17 protein-coding genes and 3 pseudogenes (1 of these 20 cut by a window edge) are annotated in these 19,400 nt (G+C 70.9%); 9 read left to right on the plus strand and 11 right to left on the minus strand.

Translation table 11 applies throughout. From position 1 onward, the window contains the following. Window positions 1-7 precede the first annotated feature (7 nt). Window positions 8-1,183 (minus strand): isovaleryl-CoA dehydrogenase, encoded by a 1,176-nt coding sequence (locus M6G65_RS24405; RefSeq protein ID WP_238199035.1) that lies wholly within the window; start codon window positions 1,181-1,183, stop codon window positions 8-10. 129 nt (window positions 1,184-1,312) lie between these two features. On the opposite strand from M6G65_RS24405, the gene M6G65_RS24410 reads away from it, so the two are divergent. Then, window positions 1,313-3,016 (plus strand): AMP-binding protein, encoded by a 1,704-nt coding sequence (locus M6G65_RS24410; protein WP_250102999.1) that lies wholly within the window; start codon window positions 1,313-1,315, stop codon window positions 3,014-3,016. A gap of 453 nt (window positions 3,017-3,469) precedes the next feature. On the opposite strand, the gene M6G65_RS24415 is transcribed toward M6G65_RS24410, so the two are convergent. The 6 genes and pseudogenes from M6G65_RS24415 to M6G65_RS24440 all read right to left on the minus strand — a co-directional run bounded on the left by M6G65_RS24415 (window position 3,470) and on the right by M6G65_RS24440 (window position 5,847). Beyond that, entirely contained in the window at window positions 3,470-3,700 is a 231-nt protein-coding gene (locus tag M6G65_RS24415) for a hypothetical protein (protein ID WP_238199033.1), read from the minus strand. 145 nt (window positions 3,701-3,845) lie between these two features. Next, complete coding sequence (locus tag M6G65_RS24420) at window positions 3,846-4,097, minus strand: hypothetical protein (protein WP_238199032.1); 252 nt, start codon at window positions 4,095-4,097, stop codon at window positions 3,846-3,848. A 116-nt stretch (window positions 4,098-4,213) separates the two neighbouring features. Continuing rightward, entirely contained in the window at window positions 4,214-4,483 is a 270-nt protein-coding gene (locus M6G65_RS24425) for a DUF6894 family protein (protein WP_238199031.1), read from the minus strand. Between the two features lie 205 nt (window positions 4,484-4,688). After that, window positions 4,689-4,810 (minus strand): annotated as a pseudogene (locus tag M6G65_RS24430) (IS5/IS1182 family transposase); the annotation flags it as partial. Then, window positions 4,790-4,909: pseudogene (locus M6G65_RS24435) on the minus strand (IS5/IS1182 family transposase); the annotation flags it as partial. The pseudogenes M6G65_RS24430 and M6G65_RS24435, both read right to left, overlap by 21 nt. A gap of 38 nt (window positions 4,910-4,947) precedes the next feature. Further along, window positions 4,948-5,847 (minus strand): SDR family oxidoreductase, encoded by a 900-nt coding sequence (locus M6G65_RS24440; protein ID WP_238199030.1) that lies wholly within the window; start codon window positions 5,845-5,847, stop codon window positions 4,948-4,950. Window positions 5,848-5,944: 97 nt separating this feature from the next. Here M6G65_RS24440 and M6G65_RS24445 point away from each other — a divergent pair, with 97 nt between their 5' ends. Beyond that, entirely contained in the window at window positions 5,945-6,781 is an 837-nt protein-coding gene (locus M6G65_RS24445) for a helix-turn-helix transcriptional regulator (RefSeq protein WP_238199029.1), read from the plus strand. On the opposite strand, the gene M6G65_RS24450 is transcribed toward M6G65_RS24445, so the two are convergent. The 3 genes from M6G65_RS24450 to M6G65_RS24460 all read right to left on the minus strand — a co-directional run bounded on the left by M6G65_RS24450 (window position 6,778) and on the right by M6G65_RS24460 (window position 9,186). Then, complete coding sequence (locus tag M6G65_RS24450) at window positions 6,778-7,269, minus strand: hypothetical protein (RefSeq protein ID WP_250103000.1); 492 nt, start codon at window positions 7,267-7,269, stop codon at window positions 6,778-6,780. The two genes, M6G65_RS24445 and M6G65_RS24450, sit on opposite strands and share 4 nt — an antisense overlap. A gap of 10 nt (window positions 7,270-7,279) precedes the next feature. Beyond that, a complete protein-coding gene (locus tag M6G65_RS24455) occupies window positions 7,280-8,434 on the minus strand; it encodes a zinc-dependent alcohol dehydrogenase (protein WP_250103001.1) in 1,155 nt (384 codons plus the stop codon). A 176-nt stretch (window positions 8,435-8,610) separates the two neighbouring features. Beyond that, window positions 8,611-9,186, minus strand: a complete 576-nt coding sequence (locus tag M6G65_RS24460) for a DNA-3-methyladenine glycosylase (RefSeq protein ID WP_238199028.1) — start codon at window positions 9,184-9,186, stop codon at window positions 8,611-8,613. 332 nt (window positions 9,187-9,518) lie between these two features. Between M6G65_RS24460 and M6G65_RS24465 the strand changes: the two genes are divergently transcribed. The 3 genes from M6G65_RS24465 to M6G65_RS24475 all read left to right on the plus strand — a co-directional run bounded on the left by M6G65_RS24465 (window position 9,519) and on the right by M6G65_RS24475 (window position 13,681). Next, window positions 9,519-10,742 (plus strand): flavin monoamine oxidase family protein, encoded by a 1,224-nt coding sequence (locus M6G65_RS24465; protein WP_250103002.1) that lies wholly within the window; start codon window positions 9,519-9,521, stop codon window positions 10,740-10,742. A gap of 91 nt (window positions 10,743-10,833) precedes the next feature. Next, window positions 10,834-11,871: a ribonuclease Z gene (locus M6G65_RS24470; protein WP_238199026.1), complete on the plus strand. Its 1,038-nt coding sequence runs from the start codon at window positions 10,834-10,836 to the stop codon at window positions 11,869-11,871. An 82-nt stretch (window positions 11,872-11,953) separates the two neighbouring features. Continuing rightward, complete coding sequence (locus M6G65_RS24475) at window positions 11,954-13,681, plus strand: adenylate/guanylate cyclase domain-containing protein (RefSeq protein WP_238199025.1); 1,728 nt, start codon at window positions 11,954-11,956, stop codon at window positions 13,679-13,681. 106 nt (window positions 13,682-13,787) lie between these two features. Here M6G65_RS24475 and M6G65_RS24480 read toward each other — a convergent pair. Continuing rightward, window positions 13,788-15,013: pseudogene (locus tag M6G65_RS24480) on the minus strand (MFS transporter). 93 nt (window positions 15,014-15,106) lie between these two features. Between M6G65_RS24480 and gcvA the strand changes: the two are divergent. The 4 genes from gcvA to M6G65_RS24495 form a co-directional block, all read left to right on the plus strand. After that, complete coding sequence (gene gcvA, locus M6G65_RS24485; RefSeq protein WP_238199023.1) at window positions 15,107-15,994, plus strand: transcriptional regulator GcvA; 888 nt, start codon at window positions 15,107-15,109, stop codon at window positions 15,992-15,994. A 198-nt stretch (window positions 15,995-16,192) separates the two neighbouring features. Further along, the gene (locus M6G65_RS24490; RefSeq protein ID WP_250103003.1) at window positions 16,193-18,337 is read left to right on the plus strand and encodes a helicase-related protein; all 2,145 of its coding nucleotides are present in this window, start codon (window positions 16,193-16,195) and stop codon (window positions 18,335-18,337) included. A gap of 434 nt (window positions 18,338-18,771) precedes the next feature. Then, window positions 18,772-18,837, plus strand: coding sequence for a hypothetical protein (locus tag M6G65_RS34095; RefSeq protein ID WP_430929582.1), 66 nt, complete (start codon window positions 18,772-18,774; stop codon window positions 18,835-18,837). Between the two features lie 73 nt (window positions 18,838-18,910). Continuing rightward, window positions 18,911-19,400 carry the 5' portion of an AraC family transcriptional regulator gene (locus tag M6G65_RS24495; RefSeq protein ID WP_238199021.1) on the plus strand. 338 nt of this gene lie beyond the right edge of the window, so 490 of the gene's 828 nt are visible here — the first part of the coding sequence; its start codon is at window positions 18,911-18,913; its stop codon lies beyond the right edge, outside the window.

A 19,400-nucleotide genomic window follows, 5' to 3' on the forward strand; every position in this document is an offset into this window, starting at 1 on the left:
CGTCACCTCAGCCTGGGGCCCGGGCGAACAGCTCGCGCCCGATCAGCATGCGGCGAATCTCGCTGGTGCCCGCCCCGATTTCGTAAAGCTTGGCGTCACGCAGCAATCGGCCGGCCGCGTAATCATTGGTGTAGCCGTTGCCGCCGAGGAGCTGGATGGCATCGAGGGCGCACTGGGTCGCCCGTTCGGCCGCGAACAGGATCGCCCCGGCCGCATCCTCGCGCGTCGTCTCGCCCCGATCGCAGGCCCGGGCCACGGCGTACACATAGGCGCGCGCCGCGTTGGCCTGCACGTAGATGTCGGCGAGCTTGCCCTGGACCAGCTGGAACGCGCCGATCGGCTGGTCGAACTGGCGCCTCTGGCGGACATAGGGCGTCACCACGTCGAGGCAGGCCCGCAGGATTCCGAGCGGACCGGCCGCGAGCACGACGCGCTCGTAGTCGAGGCCCGACATCAGCACGCCGATGCCGCCCCCGACCGGCCCGAGCACGTTTTCTTCCGGCACTTCGCAATCCTCGAAGATCAGCGCCGAAGTGTCGGAGCCGCGCATGCCGAGCTTGTCGAGCTTCGGCCCCGTCGAGAAGCCGGGGAAGTCTCGCTCCACCAAGAAAGCCGTGATGCCATGCGCGCCGGCCTTCGGATCAGTCTTGGCGTAGACCACGAATGTTTCCGCAACAGGCCCGTTCGTGATCCACATCTTGGAGCCGTTGAGGCAGAAGCGGTCGCCGCGCTTCTCGGCGCGCAGGCGCATGCTCACCACGTCCGATCCCGCTTCCGTTTCGGACATGGCAAGCGCCCCAACTCGCGTTCCCGCGATCAGGGCCGGGAGATAGCGGCGCTTCTGCGCCTCCGTGCCGTTGCGTCGGATCTGGTTGATGCAGAGGTTCGCGTGCGCGCCGTAGGACAGACCGACGGAGCCGGAAGCCCGCGACACCTCCTCCATGGCGACGCAATGCTCCAGATATCCGAGGCCGAGCCCGCCGAACGCCTCCTCCACCGTTATCCCGTGCAGGCCTAGGGCGCCCATCTCGGGCCAGAGGTCGCGTGGGAAGGCGTTGCTGCGGTCGATCTCGTCCGCGCGCGGCGCGATTCTGCTTTGGGCGAAGGTGTGCGCGCTCTCGCGAACCGCGTCGGCGGCATCGCCGAGACCGAAATCGAAGTCGCGTGCGGCGTCCCGGATCATCGGTTGCCTCCCCACGGGTGGTTCGGAATTATAAGCCCAAGTCTCGCCGAAGGGGCTACCATCCTTAAGCAGAATCGTGCGCCGACGCACCGGAAACGGTGCGTTCGCGAGGTGCTGGGGACGACGGCCATGACTGCAGACGCTGTGCTCAGTTACGTGCACGGAGCCGACACGACGCCCCTGATCGGCCGTACGATCGGGCAGATGCTCACGCGCGCCGCCGCGTTGTGGCCCGATCGCGTTGCCCTGATCGCGGACGGCCAGCGGCTGAGTTGGGCCGAGCTCGGCGACCACGCCACGCGTCTGGCCGCCGGCTTTCTCGCCCTCGGGCTGAAGGTGGGCGATCGCATCGGGATCTGGTCGCTCAACAATAGCGCCTGGGCGCTCACCCAGTTCGCCGCCGCCAAGGCGGGGCTGATCCTCGTCACGGTCAATCCGGCCTATCGGCTGACGGAGCTTGAGTTCGCCCTGAACAAGGTCGGATGCGCGGCGCTGGTCACCGCGACGCGGTTCAAGAGCAGCGAATTCCTGGGCATGGTGAATGCCCTGGCTCCGGAGCTCGCCTCCGCGGCTCCGGGCGCGCTCCACGCCGCACGCCTGCCCGCGCTTCGGCTCGTGATCCGGATCGGACGTGAGCCGACACCCGGCACGCTCGCCCTCGGAGACGTGGCGGATCTCGGGAGCACCGGGCACGGAGCGATCGCCGCCCTGGGCGAGAGCCTGCAATGCGACGATCCCGCGAACATCCAGTTCACGAGCGGCACCACCGGCACGCCGAAGGGCGTGGTGCTGTCGCACCACAACATCCTCAATAACGGCTACTTCGTCGGGCGGACGATGCGCCTTGGCCCTGACGACCGCATCTGCATCCCGGTGCCGCTCTATCACTGCTTCGGCTTGGTCATGGGCAACCTCGCGGCTCTCACATCCGGTGCGGCCATGGTTTACCCGGGCGAGGGCTTCGACCCGCTCGCGACGCTGCGCTCCGTCGCCGAGGCGCGCTGCACGGCCATTTACGGGGTGCCGACCATGTTCCTCGCGGAACTCGATCACCCGGATTTCGACAGGTTCGACCTATCGAGCCTGCGAACCGGCATCATGGCCGGTGCGCCATGCCCGGTGCCGCTGATGCAGCGTGCCATCGAGCGGATGAACCTGTCCGAGATGACGATCTGCTACGGGATGACGGAGTCGAGCCCGGTCAGTTTTCAGAGCGCTGTCGACGATCCCTTTGAGCGTCGCGTCTCGACGGTCGGACGCGTGCACCCGCATCTCGAGGTGAAGATCGCCGACGTGTCCGGGCGCGTCGTCCCGCGCGGCGTGACGGGCGAACTCTGCACCCGGGGCTACAGCGTCATGCGCGGCTACTGGGCGGAGGCCGAGCAAACCGCCGCGGTGCGGGATGAGGCAGGCTGGCTGCACACGGGCGACCTCGCCATCCTGGATGCGGAAGGGTTCTGCCGCATTGTCGGCCGGATCAAGGACATGGTGATCCGCGGCGGCGAGAACGTCTATCCACGCGAGGTCGAGGAGTTCCTCTATCGTCATCCTGCGGTCCAGGATGTTCAGGTTTTCGGCGTGCCGGATCCCCGATATGGCGAGGAGGTCTGCGCTTGGATCCGACTTCGGCCCGGCGCCTGTGCGACGGCCGAGGATCTGAGGGACTTCTGCGCAGGCCAGATCGCCCACCAGAAAATTCCGCGCTACATCGAGTTTGTGGACGCATTTCCGATGACGGTCACAGGCAAAGTGCAGAAATACCTGATGCGCGAGGCGATGATCGGCAAGATTTCAGACAAAACAGTGGCAGGACATCGCACTGAAGGTCCCTGATCTTTGCCCCGAGCCATGCTGGAGACCATCAGCCTGCCATCGCAAGCTTGCTGAGGCTCATCCCAATTCAAGTATTGCGCAAACGTCGAGGAAGGACCCAGCTCTGACTTTCACGATCTTCGGCCCGATCGTCGGGAGGCGCGTGTACAGGCTGGCGACGGCGAGCCCGATCAGCACGACAGAGTTCAGGACGGTCAGGAGGCGGGGTGCCGAGAGGTTGCGCATGAGCCAACCTCGCGCTGCGCGGTCACCGAGGCATAGAACAGCTCGACACGAAGCTGGCGGACAATCGGAGTCTGTCCGGCAACGTCAGCGCGGTGTGGATGTCCGCGGGTCCGCTTTCGCCATCTCCTTCAGCGCGCATTGAAATCGTCGTCTTGCCCCCGCAGATCGGCAGCACGGGCTGACTACGGGGCCTCACGGTGCCGGTGACGATCCTGACCGCCTACTGGCTTACGGGGCTGGCTTCTTGAGATCATCTGCGTCCGAACGTCGAACAGGATCTGCTGGCGGACGAACCTGATACTTGGTCGCCTCAAGCAGCTCGCGTGAGCGCTGGATGGCTCGCAGGGCGTTTTGGATGAGCGCTGCGTCATAACCGGCCAGACTGGCATTCCGGGTGATCCGGATGAGAGCATCACCGTACTCGACACGAGAACGCGAATTGTCAGTGAGGTCAGCCATAACGGCGCTCCGCGCGATGCAGGCGGGAGCACACGTCTCTCTCAGCCACCAGAGCCTACGGGTCAGGGACCGGCTGGTGATCCCAACACTCTACGCCCGTTCGGCTAAGGAGCCTAATCGGGGGCCGCATCCGCTCGCGGACGGGTCACTTCGTGCAACGTGGGATCGAACACCCACGATTCTGACGGCCGAGATCAAGCGCCTGCTGTTCGTCGTGGGCGCCTACCGCTTTTCGGTTCGGCCAGCGGTACACCGGAACGGCCAGAAGTTCTCGGGATCGTGCCAGGGCCTCGACGGTATGGCTCCTGACCATCCAATCGTGGCCCCGCGAGATCCGCATCTGCTCGGTGACGCGTTGGCGTTGTTCAACAGGTGTGAGGTCGTTCCAGTCCGTCATCGGGTCATCGTGCCCAACCCGGAGCCTTCCGACATTCACCCATGCGCACATCTGGTCATGCGCCCCATGGCTCGGCGTGCTCCCCTCCCAACCCGACCGGTGAGGAGAGCCGAGAGCTAAGACGGCTCGATCGGCGTTCGGCGCTGGCTCGCGAGCACCGGAGCCTCATGAGAGATGAAGTCGAAGCGGAACAGCACGAGCTGCCGCTCGTCCGTTACCTCGATGTGCCAGTCCACTCCCAGTGCGATGGTCTGGGCGTTGTCTCTAAAAATCACGCCCGCCAAGCGAACAGCTTCCACACGGGCTTCATGCCAGTCCGAAAGTTCTGTGCCCGTATCGTCAAGCATGCTGACGCCGTCGTAGATGTTGAAGTAGTAACGCGGCACGAGCTCCTCCCCCGTTGAAGGCGGGAGCTGAGGGCTCTCAGTCGCGGACATGCCTGGCTTAGAGACCGCGGATGCTCTGGGCTATGACACACATCGGCAGGTGGCGATCTCTTCTGGATCAGAATTCCAGCCGTGCAGCCAGTATGCCGCACCGTGCGCGCGAAGGGTTCAGGCATCTTCGCGAGCGGCAAGGCACCCGGGATCGGTCAGCGCGTCGCCCGTAGCGGATGGTCAGTCGGTGGAAGCGAGCCAAGCCAGGGTGCGCTCCACGATCCAGCGATGGCGGCCGAGATGCCGGCGGCTCTCGATGCCCCGCGGCGCCGCCCGGTCCGAGGCGCGCGGCCGCCCGCCTTTCGGCTTCTCAGCCTCGGATGGCAGAAGCGGCTCGACCACCGCCCGGAGGTCGTCGGATCCGAGAGCGTCCAGACCCGCCCAACCCCCTCATCGCGGTTTTGCCCCGCGCTCTAAACCCGCACCGTGCCGTAATCCATCCGCTCGAGATCCGCGATCAGCCCCGGCCCGGTCGGCGCCCAGCCGAGCCGGGCCCGCGTCCAGGCGCTTGAGGCCGGCATGTCGAGGCCGACGAAGGCGGAGAGCCAGCCGAAATGACCGGCCTCCTCGGGCGGCAGGCTGACGACCGGCACCCCGAGGCCCCGCCCGATCACCGCCGCGATGGCGTGGGCCGGGACCCCCTCCTCGGCGACCGCGTGGTAGCGCGCGCCGGGCTCGCCCGCCTCCAGGGCCAGCCGGTAGAGGCGCGCCACGTCGTAGACCGGCCCCGCCGCCCAGCGGTTGGCCCCGTCCCCGAGATAGGCGGACACGCCGGTCCGGCGGGCCAAGTCGATCAGGTAGGTGACGAGCCCCTGCTTGACCGTGTCGTGGACCTGCGGGAGGCGCATCACCGAGACGTTCACCCCCGCCTCCGACAGGGCCGCCCCCGCCAACTCGGAGGCGATGCGGGGGTTCGGGTGCGCGGTGTTGAAGACGTCCTCGGTCGCCGGCACGCCCGGCGCGGGGCAGCCGATCCCGATCCCCGAGGTGATGACGAGCGGCCGGTCCGACCCCTTCAGGGCCTCACCGAGCGCCGCGATGGCGCGCCGGTCCTTCTCGCAATTGGCGACGAAGTTCGTGAAATCATCGTGGTCGAAGGCGGTGTGGATCACGCCCTCGGCCCGGGCGGCGCCGTCGCGCAGACGGTCGAGGTCGGTGAGGTCGCCCCGGAGCGGCTCGACCCCGGCCTCGGCGAGCCTCCGGGCCCCGGCGTCGGACCGGGTGAAACTGAGGATCTGGTGCCCGGCCGCCTGGAGCTCCGGGATCAGGGCCGAGCCGATGAAGCCGGTGGCGCCGGTGAGGAAGATGCGCATGGATCGCGTCCGTTGACTGGGGAGCCCCAGTGTCGATGCGCGGTCCATCCTGTTAAAGCCGTGATCGTATACGGGTATAACGGCTAACAGGATCGCGATGCCAGCCGGTTCCGAGACACGTCTGGGCACATACCTGCGGGACCGGCGCGCCAAGCTCGATCCGGCTGCCCTCGGCTTCGCCGGGCGGCGGCGCACGCCGGGCCTGCGCCGCGAGGAGGTCGCCCAGCGCGCGAACATCAGCGCGACCTGGTACACGTGGCTGGAGCAGGGGCGCGGCGGCGCGCCCTCGGCGGACGTGCTCAACCGCATCGCCACCGGGCTGATGCTGACCGAGCCCGAACGCGAGCACATCTTCATGCTGGCCCTCGGCCGGCCGCCGGAGGTCCGCTACAGGCCGGCCGCGGGAATCACGCCGCGGCTGCAGCGGCTGCTCGACACGCTCGAGACCAGCCCCGCTTTGGTCAAGACCGCGACCTGGGACGTCGTCGCCTGGAACCCGGCCGCCGCCGTGGTGCTGACCGACTGGGCCACCGTCCCGCCCGGTGAGCGCAACATCCTGCGCCGCATGTTCGGCGACCCGCGCGTGCGGGCGGCGCAGCACGATTGGGAAAGCGTGGCCCGGGTCGTGGTCGGCACGTTCCGGGCGGATGCGGCCCGGGCCGGCGCCGTGTCGGAGGTCGGCGCGCTGGTGGACGAGCTCTGCCGCACCAGCCCGGACTTCGCCGCCCTGTGGCGCGAGAACGACGTCCACGCGCACGGGGACGGGGTCAAGCGGCTCCGGCACCCCGTCCTGGGCTGGATCGAGTTGGAATACTCGGCCTTCGCGGTCGACGGCCGGCCCGACCTCGGCCTGATCGTCTACAACCCGGTCGCAGAGGCCGTCCGCGACCGGATCCGCACGCTGCTGCAGGACCGCCGGCCGGAACGGCCCTAGCGCTCGGCCCGGGCCAGGCGCGCGACCAGGATCCCGAGCCCGATCGCCGCGCCGGTGAGCGCGAGCTTGCCCGCCAGCCCGGACCGGTTGTGGGCCAGCTCGGCCCGGGCGCCCATCTCGGCCGGGACGTTGGGCACGCGGCCCCGCGCGAGGTCGCCGACCACACCCTCGACGACGTTCACCCGGTCGGCCGCCATCAGCATCAGCCAGTGCGCCCACTGGGACTCGCTGTAGCGGAACGCCTGCCGGCGGATGACGCCGCTCACGCCGCGCGGCGGCGTCGACGTGCCGACGACCGCCGGCCGGGCGTTGTACTCGATCGAGGTGAGGACCTCGACGCGCGCCCGCTGCTGCGGCGGGCGCGTCCAGTTCATGCCCCGGCTGTCGTCGCGCGTGATGTCGCGCATTGGGTAGGTCGGATCGTTCTGCGGATCCGCGTCGACGCCCCAGCCCGGGACCGTCGACGGATCGATCGGACGGTTTCTCATCGCCCTCTCCTCACGCGCGTGCCGTCGGGGGGACGAGGACCGGCTTGATGCAGTCATCGAGCTTGGCCGAGAAGAGGTGGTAGGCATCCGCGGCCTCCTCGAGGGGCACCTTGTGGGTGATCAGTTCCTTGGGGTTCAAGCGGCCCGCCTCGATATGGGCGATCAACTTCGGCAGCAGGCGCTTCACCGAGGCCTGGTTGGCCCGGATGGTGATGCCCTTGTTCAGGACATTGCCGATCGGGATCAGGTTGCCGGTCGGCCCGTAGACCCCGACGATCGAGACGATCCCGCCCTTCTTGACCGAGTTGATCGCCCAGTGGAGCGCCACCGCCGAGCCGCCCTCGAGCTTCAGCTTGGTCCCCATCAGGGTGTGCAGGGCGCTCCCCGCGGCGTCGCCGCCGACCGCGTCGATGCAGACGTCGGCCCCGAGGGAATCGGTGGTCTTCTTCAGGAAAACCACCGGATCCCCGATCGAGCGGAAATTGTAGACCTCGGCGGGACAGTAGCGGCGCGCGAAGTCGAGCCGGTACTCGACATGGTCGATGACGATCACCCGGCCGGCCCCGAACAGCCACGCGCAGCGCGCCGCCATGATGCCGACCGGTCCGGCGCCGAAGACCACGACGGTGTCGCCGCGCTGGATCCCGCCCATCTCGGCCGCCTGATAGCCGGTCGGCACGACGTCGGTGAGGAGCACCGCGTCGTCGAGGTCCATCGTCTTGGGGATCTTGCACGGGCCGACATCGGCGTAGGGCACCCGGACGTACTCGGCCTGGCCGCCATCGTAGCCGCCGGCCGTGTGCGAGTAGCCGTAGATGCCGCCGACGGCGGTCGCCTGCGCGTTCGCCTCGTGGCAGTTGCCGAACAGCCCCTGCTTGCAGAAGTGGCAGCGGCCGCAGGCGATGTTGAACGGGACCAGCACGTGGTCGCCGACGGCGAGGTTGGTCACGCCCGAGCCGACTTCCTCAACAACGCCCGTGAATTCGTGGCCGAACGTCATGCCAACGCGGGTATCGGGCACCATTCCATGGTATAGGTGAAGATCAGATCCGCAAATGCAGGTCCGCGTAACCCGGATGACCGCATCCTCAACATGCTCGCACATGGGGACCGGCTTGCGATCGACGCGCACGCGGTAGGGCCCACGGTAGTTCATCGCCAGCATGCAGCGGCTCCATCATCCACGACCGGGGAACCTCGGCTGCGGGCCCAAGTTCCCGCGGCTTCGGCGGGACCAGCACGAGCCCTCCGCTGCGCGAAGACAGATCTGCGGCGGCGGATACGCCGCCGGAGCTTCGTGCCGCCGCCGGCGTGAAGTCCGAAGCATGGATCGTCCCGGAGTCAGGGTGGAAGGGGCGTCCCGGATATGGCCCGCCGGGCCGGCCGGCTGACGAACCGGGAGCCGGCGAGGAGGAAGCGCCAGGGCGTCTCGGCGCCGCGCGTGATCCCGATGCGCCGGTCGCTCACCAATTCGGCCGCCCCCGTGCGGGGCTCGAAGCGGAACGGCGCCTGCCTGAGGGGCGCTCCGTCCATCGCGCCGGTGATGCCGAGCGCCTGGGCGAGGCGGCCGGGGCCGGCGCAGAGCAGCCGTGGCTCCGCCGTGCCCCGGCGCGCCTGCATGGCGGCGAGCCCCTGGGTCGGCTCGATCGCCCGGATCAGCACCGCGCTGCCGGGCTCGCAGACGAGGTTCAGGCACCAGTGCATCCCGTAGGAGCGGTAGACGTAGACGTGGGCGGGCGGTCCGAACATGCTGGCATTGCGCCGCGTCGGACCATTGAAGCTGTGCGAGGCCGGGTCGGTGCGGTCGTAGGCCTCCGTCTCGACGATGATACCGCCGGCCTCACCAACGAACAGCCCGGCACCGATCAGGTCGGGCGCCACCGCGGCGGCGCTCCGGGCGAAATACGTGTCCAGCATCGGCTCTCCGGGTCGGGCTGCTCGATCCCGCAACCCGCGCATCCGCCCCGTCGTTCCGGGGCGCCGCAGGCGCGCCCGGAACCCGGAAATGCAGAGCGTGCAAGACCTTGGCGCGCCGGCGGCCCTGGATTGCCCGCCTCCGGCGTGCCCTTCCGGGTCCGGACCCCGCTGCGCGGCCCCGGGATGGGAAGGCGATGATCGAGACGGGAGGAAGCGGCCTCCCGATCCGGCAACCCGCACCGCGTCCCTCGGGTTGAACCCACCACACGGACACGATCGCGCGGGGGAGGCGTCGGGACCTGAGCACTTCCGAGACGGCGGATGTCGCCATCGTGGGCGCGGGCGCCGCGGGCCTCGCCGCGGCGCGCCGGCTGTCCGAGCGGCGGCCGGAATTGCGGATCCGCGTGCTCGAGGCGGCGGAGCGCACCGGCGGGCGGGCCCGCACGATCGTGCCCCCCGCGATCGGCGCGCCCCTCGACCTCGGCTGCGGCTGGCTGCACGGCGCCGAGAGCAACCCCTGGCTGCCGATCGCCGAGGCGCTCGGCCTGCAGGTCGACCGCACCCCGGCCCCCTGGGATGTGCAGTACCGCGATCTCGGATTCCCCCCGGAGGACCAGACGGCCTACGCGGCGGCCGCCGAGGCCTTCGCGGCGCGGCAGGCGGCAGCGGCGCGGGATCCGGTGGATCGCCCCCTCGCCGCCCTCCTCGAACCGGGCAATCCGTGGAACCCGCTCCTCGACGCGGTGAGCGGCTACGTGAGCGGTGCCGAACTCGCGGATCTCTCGCTTCACGATTCCGCCCGCTACCGCGTCCACGGTTCGGACTGGCGCGTGGCGGAGGGCTACGGGCGCGCGGTGGCGGCGTACGGCGCCGGGCTGCCGGTGACGCTCGGCACGCCGGTGACCCGGATCGATCATGGCGGGGCCGGCCCGGTCCGGCTGGAGACCCCGCGCGGCACGCTCCAGGCCGGCGCCGTCATCGTGACGGTCTCGACCAACGTCCTGGCGGAGGGCGGCCTCCGCTTCGCGCCGGCGCTGACCGACAAGATGGCGGCCGCGCAGGATCTGCCGCTCGGGCTCGCCAACAAGGTGTTCCTGCACCTCGCCACGCCCGAGGCGCTGCCGGCGGACGGGCACCTGATCGGCAACCCGCGCAGCGCACGCACGGGCGCCTACCACCTGCGCCCCTTCGGCCGGCCGGTGATCGAGGGGTATTTCGGCGGCGCCCTCGCCCGGGACTTGGAGCGCGCCGGCGACGCGGCGGCCGCCTTCGCCCTCGGCGAGCTCGCGGGGCTGCTGGGCGCGGCATTCCGCCGGCGGGCGTCCTGCCTCACCGTGACGCGCTGGGGTCGGAACCCATCGGTGCGCGGCTCCTACGCGTATGCCCGGCCGGGCGCGGCCGGCCAGCGCGCGACCCTGGCGGCGCCGGTGGAGGGCCGCCTGTTCTTCGCCGGCGAGGCCACCTCCCCCGATGCCTTCACCACCGTGCGCGGCGCCTACGAATCCGGGCTGCGGGCCGCCGACGAGGTCCTGTCGGCGCTCGACCCGGGCAGGTGACACGGGCGGCTGCCGGGCCCCGGGGGCGGGCCCAGAGAAGGGCCGAGGGACACCGCGCCGAACGGCGACGCCGCGCGGTGCGTTGACGGGCGTGAGCCACCTCGTCCAAGCCCGCCTCGTCAACGACCCGTTCTCGGATCCGGGCCTCTATCTCGATTTCCGCTACGCGCGCCGGGCCCTGCTGTTCGATCTCGGTGACGTCGCGGCGCTCTCGGCCCGGGAGCTGATGCGGGTGAGCGACGTCTTCGTCTCGCACGCCCACATGGATCATTTTGCCGGCTTCGATCGCCTGCTGCGGGTGTGCCTGCATCGTCCGCAGCCCCTGCGCCTCGTGGGGCCGGAGGGCTTCATCGCCCGGGTCGCCAACCGGCTGCACGCCTATACCTGGAACCTGCTCGGCTCCCACTCGCCGGACTTCCGCATCCAGGTCGAGGAGTTCGTCGACGGCCATCTCGCGCGCGGGGCGGCGTTCCGGTCCCGGGAGCAGTTCGCGACGCGCCCGATGCCGCCGTCGGAGTTCGGGCCCGGGCGGGTGCTCGCCGAGGAGGCGTTCCGGATCGAGGCGGCGGAACTCGATCACGGCATCCCGTCGCTCGCCTTCGCGCTGACCGAGCCGGTGCGGGTGAATGTCTGGCAGGGGGCGCTGGAGCGGCTCGGCCTCGCGCCCGGCCCCTGGCTCGGGGCGGCGAAGCAAGCCGCCCGCCGGGGTCTGCCGCCCGAGACCCCCGTGCCGGTGGGCGAGGACCGGACCCTGCCCCTCGGCGACCTCGGCGCGGAGGTGTTCCGCATCGGGCCGGGCCAGAAGGTCGCCTACATCACCGACACGGCCGACACGCCGGAGAACGCCGCGCGGATCCTCACCCTGGCGGCGGGCGCGGACGAGCTGTTCATCGAGGCGGTGTTCCTGGAGGCGGACCGGGCAGCCGGGACGCGGACCCGGCACCTCACCGCCGCCCGCGCCGGGACGCTCGCCCGGGCGGCGGGGGCGCGGCGGGCGGTGCCGTTCCACCACTCGGCCCGCTACATCGACCGGCCCGACGCCCTCGCCGACGAGTTCCGGGCCGCCTTCGCGGGCGAGACCGGATCGGTGGCCGACATCGGCCGGCAAACAGGGCCCGGAGAGAAATAAATCGGACGCGCCGGAAGTCTTGCTGGTACCAGGGTCGGCGAATTGCGGGCCCATGGCCGATCCGATCGGATCTCCCAGCACGATGCGCACAGCCTCGATCGCGACGCGACAGCTCACCGAGGATCCCGCGAAGGCCCGGCGGGCCACGCCGGCCGCGCGGTCCCGGTCGCCCCTGACCCTGCGCCGCCTGCGACTGGCGAGCGGACTGATCCTGTTCGGCTACGTGCTCACCCATCTGAGCAATCACGCGCTGGGCAACATCTCCCTCGACGCCATGGAGGACGGACTCAGCCTCGCCTCCGCGCTCTGGCTCAACCCGCTCGGGCTGACGCTGCTCTACGGCGCGCTCCTGGTCCACCTGCTCCTCGGGCTCCAGGCGCTCTATGCCGCCCGCTTCTTCCGCTGGCGGCCCTCCGAGGCCCTGCAGCTCGTCTCCGGCCTGCTGATCCCGCCGCTGCTGATCAGCCACATCGTCGGGACCCGGATCTCCTTCGCCACCGAGGGGCTCGACAAGGGCTACGCGCAGGAACTCTACGCCTTCTGGGTGGCGTCGCCGCCGCTCGGCCTGATGCAGGTCGCCGTCCTGGTCGTCGCCTGGATCCACGGCTGCACGGGGCTGTATTTCTGGCTCCGGCTTAAGCCCGCCTTCGCGCGTGCGGCGCCCTGGCTGCTGGCGCTGGCGGTTCTGGTGCCGGTCCTGGCGCTGCTGGGCTTCGCGCAGGGCGGCCGGATGATCCTGGCCCTGGCGCAGGACCCGGCCTGGCGCGCGGAGGCGCTCAAGCCCGTCCATGTCGGGCTGCCCGATCAGGTGGCGCGGCTCGCCGGCATCCGGGACCGGATGCTCCTGACCTACGCGGCCCTCCTGGGCGCGGTGATCGCGGCGCGGGGGGCGCGGACCTTCGCGGAGGTCAAGCGCGGGACGATCCGGCTCAGCTATCCCGACGGGCGGGTGGTCCGGGTGCCCCGCGGCACCAGCGTCCTGGAGGCGAGCCGGCGCAACCGGATTCCCCATGCCAGCGTCTGCGGCGGCCGCGGCCGGTGCTCGACCTGCCGGATCCGGGTGACGGACGGCAGCGACGGCGCGCCGGCGCCCGGCCGCACCGAGCGGGCGGTGCTGGAGCGCATCGCGGCCGGTCCGGGGGTGCGCCTCGCCTGCCAGTTCCGGCCGGAGACCGACATGGCGGTGGTGCCGCTGCTGCCGCCGCAGCCGCGGATGCGCCAGGCGGACCTGCTCGACCGGGCGCAGTCCGGCGAGGAGCGCTTCATCGTGGCGATGTTCGTCGACCTGCGCGGCTCGACCCGGCTCGCCGAGGAGCGCCTGCCCTACGACACGGTGTTCATCATCAACCGCTTCCTCAGCGCGGTCGGCGATGCCGTGCGGGAGGCCGGCGGCTCGACCAACCAGTTCCTCGGCGACGGGCTCCTGGCCCTGTTCGGCCTGGAGACCGAGCCCGAGCAGGCGGCCCGGGACGCGCTGCGGGCGATCGACGGCATCGCCGACGCCGTCGAGACCCTGAACCGGCTGCTGGCGGAGGATCTGGAGCACATCCTGCGCTACGGCGTCGGCGTGCATGCCGGCCCCGCGATCGTCGGCGAGATGGGGGACGCGACCGACGCCCGCTTCACAGCGCTCGGCGACACCGTCAACGTCGCGTCCCGGCTGCAGGGCCTGACCAAGACCCTGGGCTGCGTGGCCGTGGTGTCGGAGGCGGTCTACCGGGCGGCGCGCGTCACGCCGGAGGCGATCCGCGACATCGCGGTGGACGGCCGGTCGGAGGCCGTCCGGGTCAGCACCCTGGGCTGCCTCTGACGCCGTGTCCGGAAGGGCACGACGTCTTTCCGGGGCGCCGCAGGCGAGCCCGGCCTGACGGGTTTGTCGGTCTGAGGCGCGGTCGCGTGAACGCGGATCCCGGGCCTCAAGCCCGCTGCCGCTCCGTCCCGAGACGCGGCGCCAGGGCCAGCATCAGCGGCACCACGGCGAGCGCTGTCCCCGCCGCCGCCACCGCCGCCCAGTGCGGGCCGGCCGCGTCGCCGAGCCTTCCGTAGAGCAGCGGCGCCGCCAGCGCGCTGCCGCCGAGGGTCCAGGTGTAGAACACCGCGAAGGCCCGCTCGACGCGCCCCCCGGCGCCAGCTCCGGCACCGTCCCATAGAGCACCGACGAGGTGCCGTTCAGCATCACGCCGAGCAGCGGCAGCAGGATCAACCCGGGGGCCAGCGGCAGGACGATCACCGCCAGGATCGCCAGCGCCGTCCCGGTCTCGGTGAGGATCACGGTCCGGGTTACGCCGAGATGCGCCCCGAGGCGCCCGCAGACCGCCTTGCCTAGCGCGCCGCCGACGAAGACCAGCGACAGGGCGAGGCCCACCGTGGTCAGCGCCGCGCCCTTCTCCTGCAGCAGGAACGGCAGGTAGAGCAGGAAGGCCGGGCGCGCGGCGTTGTCGAGCATGCCAATGGCGACGAGGAGCCGGAAGCCGAGTCTGCTCCCCGCGCCGCCCGCGGAAGGGCCGGCCGGCCGCTCGGCCGCCGCACGGCCTCCGCGTGACTGCGGCTCACGCGGCAGCAGGCGCCCGACCGCCAGCGCGACCACGAGCCCCGCCCCGGCGATCACCCAGAGCGCGTGCCGCCAGCCCGTCAGAGTCAGCAGGAGGCCGACCACGGGCGGGACCGCCGCCTTCCCGAGGTCGCCGGTGAAGTTGTAGGTGCCGAGCGGGCCTCGTGCCCCGGGACCGTAGGCCCGGGCGATCACCGCGGACGCCAGGGGATGCTGGGTGCTGCTGCCGGCGCCGCCGAGCAGGAGGCCGATCCCGAGCCCGACGAGCCCGCCCGAGGCGCCGGCGATCGCGTAGCCGGCCGCGCTGAGCACGGTGCCGAGCACCAGCACGGTGCGGGCGCCCCACGCCTGGGCGAGGCGGCTCGCCGGCATCTGCAGCGCTGCCAGCGCCCCGTTGTAGAGCGAGCGCAGGAACGCCAGGGCCACGTAGTCGAGGCCGAACTCCGCCTGCCAGACCGGCAGCAGCACGTAGATCAGGTCGGTGTAGCCGTCGTGCAGGGCGTGATTGACGCCGGTGGCCACCAGCGTGCGCCGGGCGTCCGGCAGGGAGACAGGTTCGGAAGACGCGGTCAGATCGGACGCGACGGACATCCAGCCATCCTTCGTGGTTCCGTCACAGGATGGCCGCCTGGTCCGTGGCTGACAAACGACTTATGCTGACACACGCGTGAGGAAACCTGACCCGTGCACCGACGCCTGCCGCCGCTCAACGCCGTGAAAGCCTTCGAGGCGGCCGCCCGGCACGGCAGCTTCACGCGCGCGGCCGACGAGCTGCGGGTCACCCACGGCGCGGTCAGCCGGCACGTGCAGATGCTGGAAGGCTGGCTCGGCCTGCCGCTGTTCGAGCGCCACAACCGGCGCGTGGTCCTCACCGAGGCGGGCAGCGCTTACGCCACCGAGATCGGCGCCGCCCTCGACCGGATTGCCCTCGCCACCGCCCGCCAAGCCGAGCGCGGCCGGCCGCGCCTGTTGCATGTGAACGCGCTCGCCACCTTCACCCTCCGCTGGCTGATCCCGCGCCTGTCCGGTTTCCAGAGGGCCAACCCGTCGATCGAGGTGCGGCTGACGACCTCGAACGTTCCCCTGGCGCAGCTCGCGGACCCGTTCGATGTCGCCATTCGCGGCGGTCCGGATCAGCGCCCGGGCCATCGCGCGGAGCCGTTCCTGTCCGAGCGGCGCATCCCGGTCTGCAGCCCCGCCCTGTTACGGCGGCTCCCGCTCGAACGGCCCGAGCAGCTCCGGCAGCACACGTTGCTGCACGCGGCAACGCTTCCGCGGGTCTGGCCGGACTGGCTGCGCGCGGCGGGCGTCCCGGACCTGGCGCCACAGGCCACGGTGACGCTGGAGCACTTCTACCTGACCCTTCAGGCCGCCCTCGACGGGCTCGGGGTCGCCATGGGGCCCGAGCGGCTGATCGCCGACGACGTCGCGGCCGGCCGCCTGACCCTGCCCTTCGCGGGCCCGTCTCTGCCGGCACGGAGCTACTACACCTACGTCCCGGAGCCCCGGGCGGAGGATCCGGCGGTGCGGGCCTTCTGCGGCTGGCTCGCCGAGGCGGCCCGGCAACCGTGAGATCCCGTCCTTGCGAGCGCAGCGAAGCAACCCAGTGTCGCGCAACGTTGGGACTCGTGGCGCTGCTGGATTGCTTCGCTGCGCGCGCAAGGACGGTTTCGGAGTGGCGTCCGGGCGCGGTTCCGCGCATGGATCGGATCCGGAACGCCCCCGACCGCGTCAGGGTTTGCGTGAGACGCTTCTGCCGAAGGTGACCGCATGGCGCGCAAGCGTCTCCGCCCGACGATCGAGAGCCTGATCGAATCCGTAGGCCGGCTCGGCCTGTCCCCGGACGCGGTCGATCTCGACCGGCTGCTCGCCCATCTCGAGCTGCCCGATTACGGCGCCGAGGTGGAGGACGAGCGCGTCGCCCGCGCGCTCCGCGAGATGCAGGCCGCCCGGGCCTTCGCGGAGACCGGCATCCCGGCGATCCGGAAGGCGATCCCCGCCCTTCGGGCCGTGGTCACCAAGGACCACCGCATCACCTGGCTGATCCGGACCGAGATCCCGCTCCTCGACAACGGTCGCCTCGATCTGCGGCTCGACATGGCCCCCGAGCCGGAGGCGGCCGAGATCCTCGCCCGCATGGCCGCCCGGAACGACCCGGCCCACCGCCTGGAAGCCCTGCGCGAGGCCGTGGCGCGGACCGCGCTCCAGGCGACCCGCGCCCTGCACAAGCCGGTCGACAAGCTGCGGGCGCAGCTCCTCGCCGACCTGCGCGAGGTCGGCGCGGACGCCGCCGCCTACATCGCCCACATGGACCGCTCGCTCCGGTCCCGGGTCTTCACCTACGGCCCGAAACTCGCCCGCGGCCTCAACGACACGCTCACGCCGGTGCGTCGGCACGCTAAGGCGGTGGCGCGCGAGGGCTCGCGCCTGCGCCGCCTGCGCGATCAGGTCGGCTTCGGCGCCTATATCGAGCGCTTCACCGCCGCCCGGCGCCTCAACCGGACGATCCTGTTCCACATGGGGCCGACCAATTCCGGCAAGACCTACGCGGCCCTGCAGCACCTGACAGCGGCCGAGACCGGCGCCTACCTCGCGCCGCTCCGGCTCCTGGCACTGGAGAACTACGAGACCCTGCGCGAGCGGGGCTTGCGCGCCGGCATGATCACCGGCGAGGAGGTGCTGGGCGAGGCCAATCCGACCCACACCGCCCGCACCATCGAGACCGCCGACCTGACCCGACCCATCGACGTCGCGGTGATCGACGAGATCCAGATGCTGTCGGATCCCGACCGCGGCTGGGCCTGGACCAACGCGCTGTTCGGCGTCGCCGCCAAGACCGTGATCGTCTGCGGCTCCGACGACGCCCTGTCGTATGTCCGCCGCGCCGCCGAGGCGGCCAACGAGTCCCTGGAGGTGATCCCGTTCACCCGCAAGTCGCCGCTCCTGCTGCTGGAGGAGCCGGTGCCCCTGGAGAAAGTCGAGGCCGGCGACGCGGTCGTGGCCTTCTCCCGCCGGGCCGTGCACGAGAATCGCGAGATCCTGGTGGCGCGGGGTCACCGGGTGGCGACGATCTACGGCGCCCTGTCGCCGGAGGTCCGCCGGGCCGAGGCCGCGCGCTTCCGCTCCGGCGAGGCCAACGTGCTGGTGACCACCGACGCGATCGGCATGGGGCTCAACCTCGGGCCGCTGAAGCGGATCGTGTTCTCGGCGGTGCGCAAGTGGGACGGCACCGCCGAGCGGGCGCTGACCCATTCGGAGATCCGGCAGATCGCCGGCCGGGCCGGCCGCTACGGCCACCAGGATGTCGGCTACGTGGCGGCGACCGACCCCTACGCCGCCGAGCCGATCCGCACTGCCCTCTCGGGCGCCCCGACGGCGCCGGCGGCCGACACGCGCTTCTTCGTCCGCCCGGATCTCGGGGCGATCCGCTCGGTGGCCGAGGAGATGCGCACGCACAGCCTCTACGAGGTGCTGACCCACTTCGCCCGCGCGACCTTCTACGCGGGCTCGCCGTTCCAGCCCTCGGCCCTGGAGGAGGTGCTCGACGTCGCCCGCACCGTCGACCGGGCCCGGCTGCCGATCGAGGAGAAGTTCGCCTTCTCAGTCTGCCCGATCGACCGGCGCGACGAGATCGCCATGGGCCTGCTGGAGCGCTGGTGCCAAGCGCGGGCCGCCGGCCTCACGGTCCCGGCTTTGCGCGGCAACCTCGCGGGCGAGCTCGACTACCAAGAGCGGACCGTGAAGCTCGCCAGCGCCTATCTGTGGCTGTCGCGGCGCTTCCCCGAGACGTTCGGCGACGTGGACGCCATCCGCCACATGCGCGGGCGGGCCAACGACGCCATCGAGCAGCACCTGCGCGAGACCGCGACCCGCAAGGCCGAGCGCCGGAGCCGGCGGAGTGGCGGGGCGCGGTGAGGCCGGAAGCCCGGCCGCTGAACCTGAATAGCCCGGCTCGCCTGGGGCGGATCAGCGTCAGCCACGGTATCGAGCCGCACGAATGCGCGCTGTTCGAAGTTCCGTACGTTCACGTAGCTGAATGTGCGCCGCCTCGCATGTCCCGAAACGCGACAGACGTGTCGGCGAAGTGGGCTCAACGAGCAGCGACCTGAGAATCCCCATGCGGACTGCAAGTGCGCAAGACCCCTGTGCCGCAGCAAAGCTTTCGCCTCGGTTTGTCCGTTCTGAAGCCGTAGATGTCCGACACCGTGACGCCGGACAGAGGCAGGACCGTTATCCTGGGACAGCTTCTGTGATCGCGGCTCATCGCCAGGTCTCTCACCGCCAAGCATGAGTCCGCCACCGAGGAGCTGGCGGCGAGCAACGAACAACTTGTCGCGCGTGTCGTAACCATCGCCAGGATCGTCGGGCGCGACATTGCGAGCCCGGCCGAGGCCCACGCGATTCTCCGTCTGTAAATGGTCGACGCGCGGGGATCTTCGGAATGGAGGGTCCTCGTCCAGCGGCTCCTGGCGCGGAGAGAACCGGACCATGGACCTCAAGAGCACCGACCCGCGGGACTATGAAGCATCGCCGCATGGTTACGCGGCGATGCCGAAGGAGTTTCCAGCCGGCTCCCGCGTCCCTCCGCATGTCCATGGACGCGCGCAGCTGATCTACGCGACCTCCGGCGTCATGGAGGTCACGACGGCGGACGGACTCTGGCTGCTCCCACCGCAGCGAGCCCTCTGGATGCCGGCCGGGATCGCCCACGCGATGGTCGCCCGTTGCCACGTCTCCCTGCGGACGCTCTACGTCGCCCCGGACGCGTGTCCCGCCGCATTTCCGGACGCACCGCGCCTAGTCCGGGTCTCGGCCCTGCTGCGCGAACTCATCCTCCGGGTCGCCCGGATGCCGCTGGACCGGGAGCCGAGCGAGCACGAGAGGCGCATCGTCGCCCTTCTTCCCTACGAGATCGCCTGGGAGCCCGGCGGGCTCTTCCATCTCCCGATCCCGAAGGACAGGCGCTTGGCCCGGATCT

Origin of the sequence: Methylobacterium tardum (genome assembly GCF_023546765.1) — a bacterium.
Taxonomy (GTDB): domain Bacteria; phylum Pseudomonadota; class Alphaproteobacteria; order Rhizobiales; family Beijerinckiaceae; genus Methylobacterium; species Methylobacterium tardum.

Excerpts from the sequence above, each read along its gene's own strand:
- M6G65_RS24405 (WP_238199035.1), bottom strand. The coding sequence starts at position 1,183 with ATGATCCGGGACGCCGCACGCGACTTCGATTTCGGTCTCGGCGATGCC.
- M6G65_RS24410 (WP_250102999.1), top strand. The coding sequence starts at position 1,313 with ATGACTGCAGACGCTGTGCTCAGTTACGTGCACGGAGCCGACACGACG.
- M6G65_RS24415 (WP_238199033.1), bottom strand. The coding sequence starts at position 3,700 with ATGGCTGACCTCACTGACAATTCGCGTTCTCGTGTCGAGTACGGTGAT.
- M6G65_RS24420 (WP_238199032.1), bottom strand. The coding sequence starts at position 4,097 with ATGACGGACTGGAACGACCTCACACCTGTTGAACAACGCCAACGCGTC.
- M6G65_RS24440 (WP_238199030.1), bottom strand. The coding sequence starts at position 5,847 with ATGCGCATCTTCCTCACCGGCGCCACCGGCTTCATCGGCTCGGCCCTG.
- M6G65_RS24445 (WP_238199029.1), top strand. The coding sequence starts at position 5,945 with ATGCCAGCCGGTTCCGAGACACGTCTGGGCACATACCTGCGGGACCGG.
- M6G65_RS24450 (WP_250103000.1), bottom strand. The coding sequence starts at position 7,269 with ATGAGAAACCGTCCGATCGATCCGTCGACGGTCCCGGGCTGGGGCGTC.
- M6G65_RS24455 (WP_250103001.1), bottom strand. The coding sequence starts at position 8,434 with ATGCTGGCGATGAACTACCGTGGGCCCTACCGCGTGCGCGTCGATCGC.
- M6G65_RS24460 (WP_238199028.1), bottom strand. The coding sequence starts at position 9,186 with ATGCTGGACACGTATTTCGCCCGGAGCGCCGCCGCGGTGGCGCCCGAC.
- M6G65_RS24475 (WP_238199025.1), top strand. The coding sequence starts at position 11,954 with ATGCGCACAGCCTCGATCGCGACGCGACAGCTCACCGAGGATCCCGCG.
- M6G65_RS24490 (WP_250103003.1), top strand. The coding sequence starts at position 16,193 with ATGGCGCGCAAGCGTCTCCGCCCGACGATCGAGAGCCTGATCGAATCC.